At 38.3% G+C, this 15455-nt stretch carries 13 protein-coding genes; 1 reads left to right on the top strand and 12 read right to left on the bottom strand.

Annotation, left to right across the window (positions count from 1 at the left end; translation table 11 throughout):
• Window positions 1-281: 281 nt before the first annotated feature.
• On the bottom strand, window positions 282-1388 hold the full coding sequence (locus AC6CHS_RS11510; RefSeq protein WP_498236182.1) for an MGDG synthase family glycosyltransferase: 1107 nt from the start codon (window positions 1386-1388) through the stop codon (window positions 282-284).
• Between the two features lie 92 nt (window positions 1389-1480).
• Between AC6CHS_RS11510 and AC6CHS_RS11505 the strand changes: the two genes are divergently transcribed.
• Window positions 1481-2299: a metallophosphoesterase gene (locus AC6CHS_RS11505; protein ID WP_498236180.1), complete on the top strand. Its 819-nt coding sequence runs from the start codon at window positions 1481-1483 to the stop codon at window positions 2297-2299.
• On the opposite strand, the gene AC6CHS_RS11500 is transcribed toward AC6CHS_RS11505, so the two are convergent.
• The 11 genes from AC6CHS_RS11500 to hpf all read right to left on the bottom strand — a co-directional run bounded on the left by AC6CHS_RS11500 (window position 2293) and on the right by hpf (window position 15210).
• Entirely contained in the window at window positions 2293-2844 is a 552-nt protein-coding gene (locus AC6CHS_RS11500; RefSeq protein WP_498236178.1) for a YkoP family protein, read from the bottom strand. The genes AC6CHS_RS11505 and AC6CHS_RS11500 overlap by 7 nt on opposite strands.
• Before the next feature lie 298 nt (window positions 2845-3142).
• Window positions 3143-4324 carry a PDZ domain-containing protein gene (locus AC6CHS_RS11495; protein WP_498236176.1) on the bottom strand — a complete coding sequence of 394 codons (1182 nt, stop codon included), beginning with the start codon at window positions 4322-4324 and terminating at the stop codon, window positions 3143-3145.
• A 215-nt stretch (window positions 4325-4539) separates the two neighbouring features.
• Window positions 4540-5991: a S41 family peptidase gene (locus AC6CHS_RS11490; RefSeq protein WP_498236174.1), complete on the bottom strand. Its 1452-nt coding sequence runs from the start codon at window positions 5989-5991 to the stop codon at window positions 4540-4542.
• Between the two features lie 177 nt (window positions 5992-6168).
• On the bottom strand, window positions 6169-7602 hold the full coding sequence (locus AC6CHS_RS11485) for a murein hydrolase activator EnvC family protein (protein WP_498236173.1): 1434 nt from the start codon (window positions 7600-7602) through the stop codon (window positions 6169-6171).
• Window positions 7603-7788: 186 nt separating this feature from the next.
• The gene (gene ftsX, locus AC6CHS_RS11480; RefSeq protein ID WP_498236171.1) at window positions 7789-8682 is read right to left on the bottom strand and encodes a permease-like cell division protein FtsX; all 894 of its coding nucleotides are present in this window, start codon (window positions 8680-8682) and stop codon (window positions 7789-7791) included.
• The gene (ftsE, locus tag AC6CHS_RS11475) at window positions 8672-9358 is read right to left on the bottom strand and encodes a cell division ATP-binding protein FtsE (RefSeq protein ID WP_036575092.1); all 687 of its coding nucleotides are present in this window, start codon (window positions 9356-9358) and stop codon (window positions 8672-8674) included. Before ftsE ends, ftsX begins: the two co-directional genes overlap by 11 nt.
• Before the next feature lie 318 nt (window positions 9359-9676).
• Window positions 9677-10048 carry a cytochrome c551 gene (gene cccB, locus AC6CHS_RS11470; protein ID WP_036575094.1) on the bottom strand — a complete coding sequence of 124 codons (372 nt, stop codon included), beginning with the start codon at window positions 10046-10048 and terminating at the stop codon, window positions 9677-9679.
• 230 nt (window positions 10049-10278) lie between these two features.
• Window positions 10279-11380, bottom strand: a protein-coding gene (gene prfB, locus AC6CHS_RS11465; RefSeq protein ID WP_498236169.1) for a peptide chain release factor 2 whose coding sequence is annotated in 2 segments (ribosomal slippage) — window positions 10279-11307 and window positions 11309-11380 — 1101 coding nt in all. Because the reading frame shifts where the segments join, the coding sequence is not laid out codon by codon here.
• 64 nt (window positions 11381-11444) lie between these two features.
• On the bottom strand, window positions 11445-13961 hold the full coding sequence (gene secA, locus AC6CHS_RS11460; RefSeq protein ID WP_498236167.1) for a preprotein translocase subunit SecA: 2517 nt from the start codon (window positions 13959-13961) through the stop codon (window positions 11445-11447).
• 254 nt (window positions 13962-14215) lie between these two features.
• On the bottom strand, window positions 14216-14371 hold the full coding sequence (locus AC6CHS_RS11455) for a hypothetical protein (RefSeq protein ID WP_498236165.1): 156 nt from the start codon (window positions 14369-14371) through the stop codon (window positions 14216-14218).
• Between the two features lie 281 nt (window positions 14372-14652).
• The gene (gene hpf / locus AC6CHS_RS11450) at window positions 14653-15210 is read right to left on the bottom strand and encodes a ribosome hibernation-promoting factor, HPF/YfiA family (protein WP_498236163.1); all 558 of its coding nucleotides are present in this window, start codon (window positions 15208-15210) and stop codon (window positions 14653-14655) included.
• Between the last annotated feature and the right edge of the window lie 245 nt (window positions 15211-15455).

Raw genomic sequence — 15455 nt, 5'->3', positions numbered from 1 at the left:
TGATAATCTATCTAAAACTCTTATATTAAGAGGCTATTCCCAAAAAAAGTTGCCTACAATGCACTACTAGAACAACTAACAACAAAGAATTGAAAAAAGCCGAATATTCTTATATGGCCATATTTTTATTTTATCATACAACGTTGTAATTATAACATAAACACGAACAAATATTCGATATTTATGCTTTGCTTATCTTAGCATTATACCCTTTTTCCATAGTGAAATATCATAAAGCAGTAGATCATTGCTTTCTACCGTAAAAAACATTAGCTAGTTAGCTAATGTTCTTTATTCAATATATCTAGGATTATCTCACCCATATCTCGTTTATCAAGATTCTCGTGGTATTCTCCTACCCGTTGTCTATACCTCTGCATTGTTGTTTCATCTTCCAGGTAACTAACAATTTGCTCCTCCACAGTTTTATCACGCGACAAGGTCAGCATCAGACCATGCTTTTCCAATTCTTGCATATTAATTCTTTCCTGTCCTGGAAGTCCATGACTAACAAAAATCGGCTTTTGTTTCATCAGACACTCACTAATCGTGACCCCACCCGGTTTTGTTAGTACAGCGTCCACCTTGTCATACAAAGCGTTCATATCATGCTTACTGTTAATATAAGGTATAGGTATTAGCCGCTCATGTTTCCTTGCTAGAAGTTTTTTGTAAAGTTTACCATTGTTGCCGCAAAGAATATAGTAACAAATGGTTGAAGCCTCGTTTTGTGGTAGCAGCTTTTCCATTGATCCTGCCCCCATGTTTCCTCCCGTTACGAGCACAGCATAATTCCCAGTGTCTTTTCGATTGGGAACGGATTCTTTAAATACGGAATGGACCGGAATTCCAGTTAGGTAAATGCGTTCTTCATCTACCCCTAGTTGAATAAGGAAGTCTTTCACAGTATGGGATGGGACTAAATGATAGTCTATTCCGTTAATGCCCCATACTTTATTCACAAAAAAATCAGTGTATACATTTACTGTTATGGCATTTAATTTTCCCTTTTCCTTTAGCATAGACGTGATATTTGAAGGCAAAGCATGGGTGCAGAACAAGAGCGAGGGATTTTTACTAGCCAGTAGTTTTTGCATATATAGCTTAAAGAGAAGCTCATAATGTAGGTGGCGGCTACGCTTGGCAACATTTCGATATGCTAAATGGTAGTAAAGCCAATCATAAGAACTCGGAAAAAGATGGATCCATTTCATATAAAATGACGATACCAATTTTTCTACTGCTCCATAACTATAAGAAAGGATATCTACCTTGCTCGTATTTATATTTTCCTCTAGCTTAGCTGTTTCCTCCATTAGCGTGTCTGCTACATGATGATGTCCTGAAGCCATATTCATGAATGGTAGAAATAACGCTTTTTTCTCCATTTCCCTCAACTCCTCTGGCCTAATATATACCGCTAATTACCAATGATTTACCCACTTTTCGCATGATATAATAATGCAGGAGGCGATATACCATGACCTATCTAGCAATTGGCATTATACTAATCGTAACCTCGTTTTTATTCTATAAAGCATATATGAATACAAAGGATATTCAACTGAATAAAATAAATATTGACTCAGGAAAGGCAGCAAATCTTTCTTCCCTTTCTATTCTTCATTTATCAGATTTACACTTAGAGAACATCTCGATAACCCCTCAAGAATTAGAGCAAAAATTAATGGGTGAAACACCTGATCTTATAGCTCTCACAGGCGATTTTCTTGATAGAAAAAGGTCAATTCCGAAATTACGTCCTTATCTGCGTGTATTGCATAAATTACAGCCAAAGTACGGCATGTATGCTGTTTTAGGTAACCATGACTATGTATTGAAGGAAGATGACCTTACTCACTTAAAACGTACGCTGCTGGACTTTGACTGCACCGTTCTTCAAAATCAAAATAAAACGGTAAGAGTGGGCAATCAAGCACTAAATATTATTGGTATAGATGATTACAGCACAAATAGAAGTAATCTTGCACAAGCCTTTCATGATATTCCAACTGGCATGAATCTTGTTTTAACACATGACCCAACGATAGTTCTTGAAATGAATGAACAATCATTTGATTACCTACTTGCAGGACATTTTCATGGCGGCCAAATCTGCTATCCTAAAGCATATCACCTAGTAAAGATGGGAAAACTCGCTAGAAAAAATATTATCAAAGGATTGCATATGCAGCATGGAAGCCCTTTTTACATTAGTGAAGGATTAGGACAAACCGGTTTTAATATTCGAATAGGCAGTCGGCCGGAAATCACGTTTCATACAATTAAGGCCTACTGATACAATTGAAGTAAGTTTTGCTTTGACATAAACAAATAAATAGGATCCTTGTCCATACGCTTTTTCCCCGCCATTACATTAATGGGGATAAGCGTTATTTTTTTGTATGTGAGATATAACTTGCTATGAATGGGACTAATCTCAAAACCAAGTCGATTTACGCCACTATTTAAGAAGGTAATCCCGATTACCCCTTTAATTTGTTCACATTTCTGATGTGCTGATAGATATGCTGCGAGTCTTGGTAAGGATTGTTTCATCATATGATATATATATACCGCTCTTTTCATTTCACTAGTAACACCTTCAAGCTCTCTCAGCATCCTCACATTATGCAAATGAATTTTAAGTAACAGATCATTCTTCTGAATAATTGTTCCATCCTGCAAGATTATCTTCTTACCTTTGTAGCGAGTTAAGCGTACACGCAGGATTGTATTTGATTTATTTGCCTCCTGCAAATACTGTAATCTTGTGCACCTATAGTAAATTGGATCAAGATAGCTCCATGCATCCATTAAATAGCTTTTCATCATTGTACCCATTCCATTCTCTAAACTTATAAATAGTTTTTGATGAACTTAGCTAAATTATTGAAGGAATAATATGGATTTTAACTTTTGGCCATTCTAATTAAAATGACCGGACACTCGATTTCTTCCGAATGTCCGGTCATTACCGTTTACCCCGGTGCAATCGTCCGTAAGACTCCCACTTCAAAACATGAGGTGAAACAGTTAGTTTTTAGTGGGAGTAAACGGACGCTAACACCCCGATTCGTTCAACTAACAATCAGTGGGGGAAGAATGAAAACCCCCACTGATTGAAGTTACACTTTATTTATTAAGCTTGCTTTCGACGGTATGGGGTATCACTAAAAAGGATTCCCAATTCATGATGATCTCCTTGATAGAGCGCACCTTGAACAAATCGTATTTCACCATTTAAGTCCTCGATGTCTAATTTAAAATAAGCACCGCTTGCCTGAAGCGACTGATAAAAAGAATCAATACTGTTTACCATTTGCCCATTTACTTTCATTATGTTTTCTCCCACTTTAATTCCTAATCGGTCTGCAGGGGTCATGGGAATAACTCCAAGCACCTTTAACCCATTATTCATTGGATGAAAATAACATCTTCTCAATCTTTCACTATTACGGTGGCGATAATTTATATATTCTTTTCCAAAAATCGTTACCATAACAGCAGCAAGAGACAGTGGGGCAAAAAAGACGCCTCCGATTGCAATTGCTGTCGTGCCTATTCCTAATAATATAATTGGCATGGCTAATTTGTCAGCAGCTTCTTTTGGGTACCTTCCGCGAACCTTATAATCTATCCCAAGCAAAAAGGGAAATAGAATAAGGCTATAGGTTTGTTCACCAAAAGAAACATACGGCCAGTAATCAGCAAATGGTGTAATCAAGCCAGATGGGAGGAGAAGAAAAAATGGAATGATTGCCAGCTTTTTAAGATGATGTTCTCCGACCCAGATCCCGCGGTTACTAAGCGATAAACCTGGATATGTATCTCTCATGTTCGTTCGCTTTATCAGGCAACCTTCTGCAATTAATAAGATTCCCAATAATACCGGAAATGCTGCCAAATTGATTGGATCGAAAAGGTCTTCCCTAATCCACTGCTGATTTTCCAGAAGGGTAGGAACAAACAATAATAGCAGGAAAGAAATACCTACTGTATAAACGGGAGATAAAAACATAAACCTGCCTGTTAAACTGAATAAAATAGCTACAACGCTTAATAACAGTAATGATGTATAGGATAGCACAAACCCTGCACCAATCATGAGTGCAGATACAAGTAATCCTGTGAAGATGGAAAACAGCCAGGTAGATTTCCATTCAGAGAATACATCGAATATTTTCGTCCCAAAATTTTGCCTTTCTCGTTTAATCCGCCTATAGCCGGCAAGTAACAAAACGATTATAGACCAATATAGTAACGGGTTTATAAATAGCTTGGCCATTCCTTTCGCAAGCTCAATCAGCCATGCTTCTACCATAACGACCACCTCTTCTGCTCTATCTGAACTAGTATATTGCTTTTGTGCATATTCAAATTCGGTTATGAAATAATTTTACCATATAATAGAGAAGGTTAGTATACAAACCCGATGGTTAATAGAAATTTGCTAAATTGGATAATGGATCCCATCTCTTTTAGGAAAACATAGAAAAAGAGCAAGGAAATGTAAAATTCCTTGCCCTTCTTGGCTTACTAGTATAGTTCTTCTAATGCTTTCTCTAACTGTTTGTCATCTTCGCCATTGCGAATCTTATCAATAATTTGTGCTTCAATTAAGCCAGCAGTTTCTTCATCAACTTTTCCAGTCACATCTAACTCATTGTCTTCCTGGAAGTTATTTACTGCAGATTGTGTTTCTTTACTGAAGTATCCATCTGTTCTACCTGGTTCATAACCGAGTCCATCAAGCATAATTTGGACATTTTCAATTGTATCATCTGTCTGGTCGTAAGCTAATGGTTCCTCAATTTGAATCGGATTCGTGTAGAAATAGTCGGCTTGCTTTACTTCTACAGTAGGCTCAATCCCTTTTTCATGGACAGATTTCCCATCTGGAGATAGCCATTTATAGAACGTTAACTTAATAGAACTTCCATCACCCATTGGCACTGCCTGTTGGACGGTACCTTTTCCAAAGCTTTTCTGCCCAACAATGTCATAGCCCGTTTCTTTCATGGCCACAGCTAAAATTTCGGATGCAGAAGCACTTCCTTCATCTATAACAACACTTATTGGATAGTCTTTTTTCTCATCAAGTTCTGAGAAATAAGGTGTTTTCTTACCGTCCCTATCTTCAATTTGTAGATATGGCATATCCTTTGGCACAAACTCTTTGAGCATATCCTCTACAGCTGTTAAGAGTCCACCCGGATTTCCTCGGACATCAATAACCAACCCTTCTATCCCTTCCTCTTCAAGCGTTGTCAGCTGTTCTGAGAATTCTTGGGCTGTATGTTCAGAGAAGTTCGTTACTTCTAAAACTCCTGTTTTCTTACCATCTATTTCTTCAATGCTGTTGTACACTGTTTCAAGTGGGATGGTGTCACGGACAATTGTCATTTCAAAAGCTTCTGAAGATCCAGGCCGTTGAATTTTCAAGACAACCTCTGAACCTTTCTCACCACGTATTTTAGCCACAGCTTCATTTAAATCTAGTCCTTCCACACTTTCCCCATCAACGCTTAAAACTTGATCATTTGGACGCAGACCTGCTTTTTCAGCAGGAGAGTCCTTTATCGGCGCTACAATGGTTACCATGTTATTTACCATGCTAACCTCAGCACCAATCCCTTCAAACGAGGACTCAATCTGTTCATTAAACTGCGCCATCGTGTCTACATCCATATAGGAGCTGTATGGGTCTTCTAATGTGGATAACATCCCCTGAATGGCGCCTTCTACTAGCTGCTTATCCTCTACTTCTTCTAAGTAATTATCTTTAATGAGGGAAAAGGCTTGTTCCACCTTCTCTAACTCAGTACCGCTTATTTGTTCTGAACTCGGACTTGTCTCTTCACCTTGTTCGGTAGTTTCCTCACTATTGCCACCCTGGTCTGCCAGTTGAACACCCATATAGGCACCCGCAAATCCAAGAACGAGGGCTAAAAGAAGCAGCAGGATAATATGTGATTTTTTCAAACTCATTTTTCCACCTCGATAGTTATTTGTCTGATATTATGTTACATCCTATTGTACAAAAGCATACCATTATCTTCTACATATGACTATGGTTTTCTCCGACGATTTATGAACTGCATTTAATAAAATAGAAGAAAAAGACATCACACCAAGTGGGTGATGTCTTTATAAAATGTATATTTATTAAAAGAATTTCGCTGGATTAACGGAATTACTTTTAGCCGCGTTCCATCCACCTTCATGTACTTCAAAGTGTAGGTGGGGACCTGTAGAACCGCCTGAATTCCCAGTTTTTCCAATATTTTGTCCTTGTGAAACGGTTTGACCTGCTGATACAGAAATACTGCTCAAATGTGCATAAAGAGTAGTATAGGTTTTACCGTTTAAATTATGGGTAATCATAATTGTATTACCATATCCGCTCATCCAGCCTGCACGAATAACAACACCGCTAGCTGCAGCTTTTAATGGCGTTCCAGTTGAAGCACCAATATCCATACCTGCATGTAATTTATCAATTCCCTGAATTGGATGGTGTCTCATTCCGTAGTCAGATGTCTTAGGACCAGCTGCTGGCCAGATAAACAACCCGCTACCACTACTTGACGGAGTTGATGAAGTGCTACCTGTACTAGAACTAGAGTTTGACGAAGAGGATGAGGCAGACGCAGTCTTTGAAGAAGCTGCTTTTGCTTGTTCAGCCTGTCTCTTCTCTGCTTCTTTCTTTTCAGCTTCTTTTCTTGCTGCTTCTTCACGTGCCAATTGCTCTAATTCACCTTTTTCTGATTCTGCTAAATTCTTAGCTTTTTCCACAGCCTCAGCCTGTGCAGCTAGAATCTGTTGCTCATCTTCAAGGCTAATTTTGTATTCTTCAAGATCCGTATACTCTTTTTCTAATTTGGCCATTAATGTTTTCTTTTGATCTTTTTGGTCAGCCAAATCATCTTTAAGTGCTACAAGTTCTTCTTTTTGTCCTTCTAACGCAACTTTCTTTTTCTCAACTGATGCCTTATTTTCTTCTACTTCCGCCTTGTTAGCCTCAAGGGAATCTTTATCAGCCTGTTGTTCTTCTAAAATGGTTTTATCTTGATCCATTATTGTATTAACCGCAGAGCTTCGGTTGATAAAATCTCCAAAGCTTTTTGAACCTAGAATAACTTCGATATATTTCATATCTCCGCCACTCTTTTGAATCGCGCGTAGTCGTTTTTTAATAAGCTCGTCCCGCTCTTTAATTCGTTCTTTCAATACCTTTATTTCTTCTTTTAACTCTATCATTCTATCTTCTAACTTTTTAATTTCATCATTTGTTGATGTGATTTCTTGTTCTTTTGTTGCAATATCATTTTGTGTTTTCGTTAACTTGTCGTCAATTGATTTAATTTGGCTGTCAACTGTACTCTGTTCTTCTTCATTCTCGTCCATTTTGCCTTCTGTATCACTCTTATCACCTGAAATACTTCCTTGTTGCTCTTTTAATTCACTCTGTTCTTTTTCTAATTCGTTGATTTTGTTTTCAAGTCCATCAATTGATTCTGCTGAAGCTGTATTCCCACTAAAGGAAATGCCGGTGACTGCCAGTGTTGTTGCAAGCATTAATGAAGCATACTTTTTCATTGTTTTGCTTTCCCCTTCCCTCTGTACAATAATGGTATTTTTTATAAAGTGAAACTTAAATCCCCCAATGATTTTTAGTTGAACGAATCGGGGTGTTAGCGTCCGTTTACTCCCACTTAAACATCTTGTTACACTTCATGTTTTGAAATCGGAGTCTTACGGACGGTTGCACCGGGATAAATCGAGCTAGACTTTTAGGAATTTACGTACACTCATCACACTACCCCATATTCCAATAAAAGCGCCGATTCCCAGGATAATTAGGGAAAGCTGCCATGCAAATGGATTAAATGGTAATATTTCTACAAAGCTGTATGAGATACGTTCACTTACATTGTTCGCCAGATAGTAATAGCCTGTAAGGATTACTCCGATTGGAATGATAGATCCTAATATACCAAGCATTAACCCCTCAATAATGAACGGCCATCTGATAAATCCATTTGTTGCTCCAACGAGTTTCATAATACCAATTTCTCTACTACGTGCCATAATTGTAATTTTAATTGTATTTGAGATTAGGAATATTGCTGTAAATACTAGTCCGATGATTAAAGCCAATCCAATATTTCTTGCGTATTCAGTAAAGGTAAATAATCTTTCAACTACGCCTTTACCATAACTCACTTCTTGTACCCCATCTAGATCACTTATTTGATTTGCAACATCTATTGTGTCTTCTGGGTCAGCTGTTTTAACGACATAGACGTGGTTTAGAGGGTTATCCTGTTCAAATAATTCCCAGGACCGTCCTTCATCTCCCATGCTTTCAATAAGGTTTGCGAGTTCATCATCTTTTGATGAAAAGACGACCGTCTGTACACCATTAATCTGTTCTATCTCATTGCCTAGTTCTGTGATTTCTTCTTCATTTAATGTCAAGTCAATCAATGTACTGATTTCTACGTCTTCTTCTATGTTATCTGCCATTTGATTCAGGTTTAACATGAGGGCCAGGAATGCTCCAACCAAAATTAACGTTGTGGTAACAGCCCCCACAGATGCTACCGTCATCCAACCGTTTCGGGCTATATTTTTGAAACCTTCCCGTAGATGTCGCATTATTGTTTTAAATTTCATAGCCGTAGTCACCTCGGTGTTCGTCTCGTGCAATTAAGCCATCCTCGATTGCAATGACACGTTTCTTGATTGTGTTTACAATTTCTTTGCTGTGGGTCGCCATTAGAATGGTTGTGCCTCTAGCATTAATCTCTTCAAAGGTCTTCATAATCCCCCAAGAAGTATCCGGATCCAAGTTACCTGTAGGCTCATCTGCGATAACAATCTTAGGATTGTTGACTATTGCCCGGGCAATAGATACTCGCTGTTGTTCTCCCCCTGATAGCTCATCCGGAATAAATCTTGCTTTATTCTTTAATCCTACAAGATCTAATACGTCCATCACACGGGTGCGGATTTTACGTGGAGATTCCTCAATAACTTCTAAAGCAAACGCGATGTTTTCATAGACTGTTAGTTTAGGAAGCAATTTAAAGTCCTGAAAGATTACGCCTATATCCCGTCTTAAAAGTGGGATTCGCTTTTCTTTAATGTCACCTATATTAATGTCATTAATTAGAATGCTACCTTTGGTCGGTTTTACTTCTCGGTAAATCAATTTAATAAATGTAGATTTCCCAGCACCACTTGGACCGACAATATAGACAAACTCACCCTGCTTTATATCAATACTAATGCCATTTAGTGCAGTAACACCATTGGCATATGTCTTATATACATCGTTCATTAATATCATATAATCACCTTTGCTTTTTTGGTTAACTTCTACTTGGCTGTGTTCTACCCCATTAACAACTTTCGTTCGGAGTTTATGTACGCAATACTTACTTAGTATAACATCTTTCGCCACGATTTTTAGACATAAAATTATTACATTTGTATTTCAATGTTACACGCATGGTATTAATTGTCAGTAGTTGTAGGAACATGTATTTTTCCCGCTCTATTACAAGTAATATTCGATCAAAACATTGCTTTTTTGACGTTTGTTACATATATTTTTCTGAACATAAAAAAAGGCCTAACGCTTAGTAAGCATTTAGACCTTTATCCTTTATTTCTTTTCAGCTAACCAATTTGCCAGAAGCTCAACATCGTCTCCGCTTGCTTGTCCAGCAGGCATTGAACCTTGTCCATTTTTAATAATATCTGCAATTTCATCTGCCGAATGCTTTGATCCTACATTGGTTAAAGCAGGACCTACTCCACCAGATAAATCGGCTCCGTGACAGCTAGAACAGTTGCTCTGGAAAGCTTCTTCTGCAGCTGCAGTATCAACGGTGCCACCTTCACTTTCTTCACCTTGATTAGCACCTTCTTCTGTTGCCCCATCGTCTGCTGGTTCTTCTGAAGAATCATCTCCACCACCACAGGCTCCTAATACAAGGGCAGATCCAAATAGTACGGTAAATAACCATTTTTTCATAGCATAGTTACCCCCTTATAAACTTAATTTTACGTTTCAAGGGTTATTATATCCTATTTGCTATTTTTAAAACTGCTTATTACAGATCCATCCACCAAACCTTATAGAAAAATATGGTTAGAAAACCAACTAGGATAAGGCTATTTCAGTTTGTAACAAATTTATGACAATACCTTAGTGAGAATATAAATGAAACGTAGCACTAGACTAAGACAAGCAAACTCTTAGTTCTATCCCATCCGGGAACGTAGGTATGCATCAATAAATGGATCGATTTCGCCATCCATAACAGCCTGCGTATTCCCCATTTCGGTATTTGTACGATGATCTTTTACCATAGAATATGGATGAAACACATAAGAGCGAATCTGGCTTCCCCAACCAATTTCCTTCTGTTCTCCACGAATTTCAGCTAGTTCTTGTTGTTGCTTTTCAATTTCCAGTTGGTACAATTTAGACTTTAACATCTTCATTGCAGCTTCCCTATTTTTAATTTGCGACCGCTCATTTTGACAGGTAACGATAACATTTGTCGGTACATGTGTAATACGAACAGCCGAGTCTGTGGTATTAACATGCTGGCCACCTGCACCACTTGCTCTGTACGTGTCCACTTTAAGATCTTCTGTTCTAATATCGATATCCACGTCATCTGACATTTCTGGCATAATATCACAGGAAGCAAAGGAGGTATGTCGTCGGCCAGAAGAATCAAATGGTGATATTCTAACAAGTCGATGAACCCCTTTTTCTGCCTTCAAATAACCGTAGGCATTATGGCCTTTAATAAGAAGGGTTACACTTTTAACACCAGCTTCTTCTCCCGCAAGATAATCGAGCATTTCCACTTTGAAATCTTTTGCTTCGGCCCAGCGTTGGTACATTCGCAACAGCATGCTTGCCCAATCCTGGGATTCTGTTCCCCCTGCACCTGGATGAAGCTCTAAAATAGCATTATTGGCGTCATATGGCTCACTTAAAAGCATTAACAATTCAAACTCATTTACATCGGAGATAATTTCTGCCATCTCTCCTGATAACTCCTGAAAAAGCTCTTGATCGTTTTCCTCTTTTACAAGCTCATACGATACTTCTAGATTCTCAATTCTCTCTTCTAATGCTTCAAAGTTTTCCGAATAGCTTTTCAATCCATTTACTTCGTTTATTACTTTTTGAGCAGCTTCCTGATCATCCCAAAATCCTGGATCAGCCATTTCTAGTTCAAGTTCTTGGATACGTGCCTTTTTATTATCTAGGTCAAAGGGACCCCCTAAAGTTCTCTATTCGGGTATTTAATTTATCTAATTCATTTCTTATTTCAGCTAATTCCATGTTCTTCACCTCTGTTAGTAATATGTAGGAAAACACTCCCTATACAAAGAGAGTGTTTTCCGTTTTAACTTCCGTGGCAATTTTTATATTTTTTCCCGCTTCCACAAGGACATGGATCATTTCTTCCTACATCCTGTTTTTTTATAAATGGTTTACGGCTTTTCTTTTTCTCCTCTTGGTTTCCGGAAACAGCTTGCGTATTTTTGACAACTTCTTGACGTTGTAAGTTATCTCTAATTTGTGCTTTCATAATATATTTCGCAACTTCTTCTTCGATGTTCTCAATCATGACCTCAAACATGGCGAACCCTTCAAGCTGATACTCGCGAAGTGGATCGTTTTGTCCGTATGCCCGTAAGTGAATTCCTTGACGAAGCTGATCCATTTGGTCAATGTGATCGGTCCATTTAGTGTCAACGGTGCGCAGAAGAATGACTTTTTCGAACTCACGCATTTGCTCTTCTGTTAATTCTTCTTCTTTTTCATCATATCGGCTACGGACTTTATCCATAATGAATGCGTTTATCTCTTCTGGTTCTTTTCCACTTAAGTCATTTTCTGTGATATCTTCTGGTGGAAGAAGGTTACCTTCCACAAATTCAACGATGGATTTTAAATCCCATTTGTCTTCATCATCGTCCTGTGTATGTGTCGCAACAACGCGATCCAATGTAGAAACAATCATTTTTTCAATGATGTCACGTAATTCTTTGCCGTCTGACTCAATCACATCAAAACGCTGTTTATATATAATTTCCCGTTGTTCACGTAACACATCATCATAAGAAAGGACTGTTTTCCGTGCGTCAAAGTTATTTCCTTCCACCCGCTTCTGCGCTGATTCAACTGCACGGGATACCATCTTACTTTCGATCGGCTGGCTATCATCCATACCAAGGCGTTCCATCATGGATTTTAAGTTATCAGAGCCGAAGCGACGCATTAATTCATCTTCCATAGAAAGATAAAATTGCGACATACCTGGATCACCTTGACGACCTGAACGTCCACGAAGCTGGTTATCAATACGTCTTGATTCATGACGCTCCGTACCAACTACAGCTAGTCCACCTATCTCTTTAACACCGTCACCAAGTTTAATATCAGTACCACGGCCAGCCATGTTGGTGGCGATTGTTACAGCACCCTTTTGACCAGCATTTTCAATTATTTCGGCCTCTCTAAAGTGGTTCTTCGCGTTTAATACATTATGGCGAACTCCAGCCCTCTTCAGCATTTGGGAGATTAATTCAGATGTCTCTACAGCAACCGTACCAACAAGGACAGGCTGACCTGTCTCATGCTTTTCTTTGATCGACTCTACTACAGCCTGGAATTTACCTTCCATCGATTTATAAATCAGATCAGCACGATCATCTCGCACTATTTCTCTATTGGTTGGGATTGCAATAACATCCATATTGTAGATGTTTCTAAACTCTTCTTCCTCGGTTTTAGCTGTTCCTGTCATACCAGACAACTTATTGTACATCCGGAAGAAGTTTTGGAACGTAATCGAAGCGAGCGTCATGCTCTCATTCTGAATTTGAAGCCCTTCTTTAGCTTCAATCGCTTGGTGTAGGCCATCACTATAACGGCGTCCTTTCATAAGGCGTCCGGTAAACTGATCGACAATCACCACTTCGTCTTCTTGTACCACATAATCTGCATCTCGGTGCATTGATACATGTGCCTTTAGTGCTTGGTTTATATGATGTGTTAACGATACATTGTCAAGGTCATATAAATTCTCAATGTTGAAATACTTTTCAGCTTTTGTAATACCGTCCTCTGTAAGTTGTACCCCTTTGGTTTTTTCATCATACGTATAATCGGTTTCTTTAGATAGGTTACTAACAAAGCCATCTGCCCGCTGATAAAGGGAGGCTGACTTTTTCGAAGAACCTGAAATGATAAGTGGTGTTCTTGCCTCATCAATTAAAATCGAGTCCACTTCATCAATAATGGCGAAATTCAATGGGCGCTGAACCATTTGTTCTTTGTAAAGGACCATGTTATCACGCAGATAATCAAAGCCAAATTCATTGTTTGTACCATACGTTATATCGCTATAATATGCTTCACGCTTTTGTTCTTTCGTAAGCCCATTACCATTAAGGCCGACTGTCAATCCTAGAAATGAATAAAGTTCACCCATTTCTTTCGCATCACGGTCTGCTAAGTATTCGTTGACCGTAATAATATGAACACCTTTACCAGAGATTGCATTGAGATATGCCGGCATGGTAGAGGCAAGGGTTTTCCCTTCCCCTGTTTTCATTTCTGAAATATTCCCCTCATGCAAAGTCATCGCACCCATAAGCTGTGTCTGGAAAGGACGCATTCCAAGAACGCGTTTTGCCCCTTCCCGTACTACGGCATAAGCTTCAACTAATAAATCATCAAGCGTTTCCCCTTGTTCAAAACGCTGTTTAAATTCTTCTGTTTTTAATCGTAAACCGTCATCAGTCAATTTTTCTATTTCAGGCTCTAAAGCCTCTATTTGATCTACTTTTTTTTGTAATCGATTAATTTGTTTTTGGTTACCATCACCAAAAATCTTCTTAATTAATCCAGCCATAGCAAACGCTCCTCAATTTCAACATTTCATTTGAAAAATAGTATATAGTCCACAATTAATAATAACACTATATAAAGAAAGATGACAACTGCTTGCCCAACTGATAAACGCATGGTTGTCGAAAATATAATTCGTTTTGTTACGAGATTAATCAGGATTTAAAGATGAAAAGAGCAGCCCGGGGATGAACTGCTCTTTGCTTTGAGGAATGTTGAGGTTACGTGGTTGGAAGGCAACTTATCTTGCGTGGATATTTAGGATGTTCCCGTTAACGAATCTTGACTGGCAGATATGTCTGTTACTCTTCGATTAGTTGCTGCAATAATTTCTACCAGCTGCGTGATCGTCTCTTCTTGCTGTTGTACTTTTTTTGACAATGTCACTAATAATCTTCTTTCTTTTTCACTCATATCACACCTCCTGGGTCCATTGACTTATTTATATCATGAAATAGGGCTTTTTGGCTAATGCGCATTTTTCTGTTTCGGCTATCCATTCGACAAAAATTAAGCTAGAAATACTGTTATTCGACACGTATTTTGCACAAACAAGGCTCTTTTTGAAGAAAACTCTCATCTAAAATTTAATTTCGGTAAACCGATCTACATTTTTCGACATTAATGTTGATGGAATGTAAAAAAGGCGACCCCCTTCGCTTGATAGGGGTCGCCTTCGTTTTTAATTTATATTTTTAAGCATTCGGTTCAATCAAGCCATAGCGTCCATCTTTTCTTCGATACACGACATTGGTATCTCCCGAGACATCATTTGTAAAAACATAAAATGCGTGTCCGAGCATGTCCATTTGCAATACTGCTTCTTCAGAATCCATCGGTTTAAGGTTAAATCGCTTTGTTCTTACAATCTCAATATCTGAAGTTTCTTCTTCAACCGCTACACTCGCGGCTTCTTTCTCCAAGTCTGCGAAGACGTGCTTTGCTGCACCATTTTGTCTTGTTTTGCGATTTACTTTTGTTTTATACTTACGAATTTGTCTTTCTAGCTTATCGACAACCAAGTCAATGGCAGCATACAGGTCGATGTGTTGAACTTCCCCGCGTAATAGTAGGTTTGTCATTGGAATCGTAACCTCTATTCGCTGCTCATCATTATAGACACTTAAATTGACATGTACATCCGATATTGGCGTTGAATCAAAATACCTCTCTAGTTTACTGATCTTTTTCTCTACATATTCTCTTATTGAGCCAGTCACCTCTAGATTTTCACCACGAATGTTAAATTTCATTAAAGTGTCCTCCTTTCATCTTCTATCTATAGTATACTATGTTTCCCACGAAAATTCCTGCATAAACTTAGCTAGAATTTATGGTTAACGTGCTTTTGTGTGAATTTTCTGTATGAAAGCCTGCTACACCGCTTTACACGGGCTTCATAAAATTTACAAACTTTTAGAGATGATAGCTAATTTATTAAGAAAAACTTTACAAACGACTTGAATATCAAGCCAAAGTATAAAAAACCACGAAGCAT

Source organism: Oceanobacillus sp. GQ8 (assembly GCF_059758495.1).
This window is presented reverse-complemented; position numbering and strand designations above follow the sequence as displayed.

What these genes read in the sequence shown, in the direction of transcription:
- secA (WP_498236167.1), bottom strand. Translation starts at nt 13,961, where the DNA reads ATGGCTGGATTAATTAAGAAGATTTTTGGTGATGGTAACCAAAAACAA.
- hpf (WP_498236163.1), bottom strand. Translation starts at nt 15,210, where the DNA reads ATGAAATTTAACATTCGTGGTGAAAATCTAGAGGTGACTGGCTCAATA.
- AC6CHS_RS11455 (WP_498236165.1), bottom strand. Translation starts at nt 14,371, where the DNA reads ATGAGTGAAAAAGAAAGAAGATTATTAGTGACATTGTCAAAAAAAGTA.
- AC6CHS_RS11495 (WP_498236176.1), bottom strand. Translation starts at nt 4,324, where the DNA reads ATGGTAGAAGCATGGCTGATTGAGCTTGCGAAAGGAATGGCCAAGCTA.
- AC6CHS_RS11485 (WP_498236173.1), bottom strand. Translation starts at nt 7,602, where the DNA reads ATGAAAAAGTATGCTTCATTAATGCTTGCAACAACACTGGCAGTCACC.
- AC6CHS_RS11490 (WP_498236174.1), bottom strand. Translation starts at nt 5,991, where the DNA reads ATGAGTTTGAAAAAATCACATATTATCCTGCTGCTTCTTTTAGCCCTC.
- cccB (WP_036575094.1), bottom strand. Translation starts at nt 10,048, where the DNA reads ATGAAAAAATGGTTATTTACCGTACTATTTGGATCTGCCCTTGTATTA.
- AC6CHS_RS11505 (WP_498236180.1), top strand. Translation starts at nt 1,481, where the DNA reads ATGACCTATCTAGCAATTGGCATTATACTAATCGTAACCTCGTTTTTA.
- ftsE (WP_036575092.1), bottom strand. Translation starts at nt 9,358, where the DNA reads ATGATATTAATGAACGATGTATATAAGACATATGCCAATGGTGTTACT.
- ftsX (WP_498236171.1), bottom strand. Translation starts at nt 8,682, where the DNA reads ATGAAATTTAAAACAATAATGCGACATCTACGGGAAGGTTTCAAAAAT.
- AC6CHS_RS11510 (WP_498236182.1), bottom strand. Translation starts at nt 1,388, where the DNA reads ATGGAGAAAAAAGCGTTATTTCTACCATTCATGAATATGGCTTCAGGA.
- AC6CHS_RS11500 (WP_498236178.1), bottom strand. Translation starts at nt 2,844, where the DNA reads ATGGGTACAATGATGAAAAGCTATTTAATGGATGCATGGAGCTATCTT.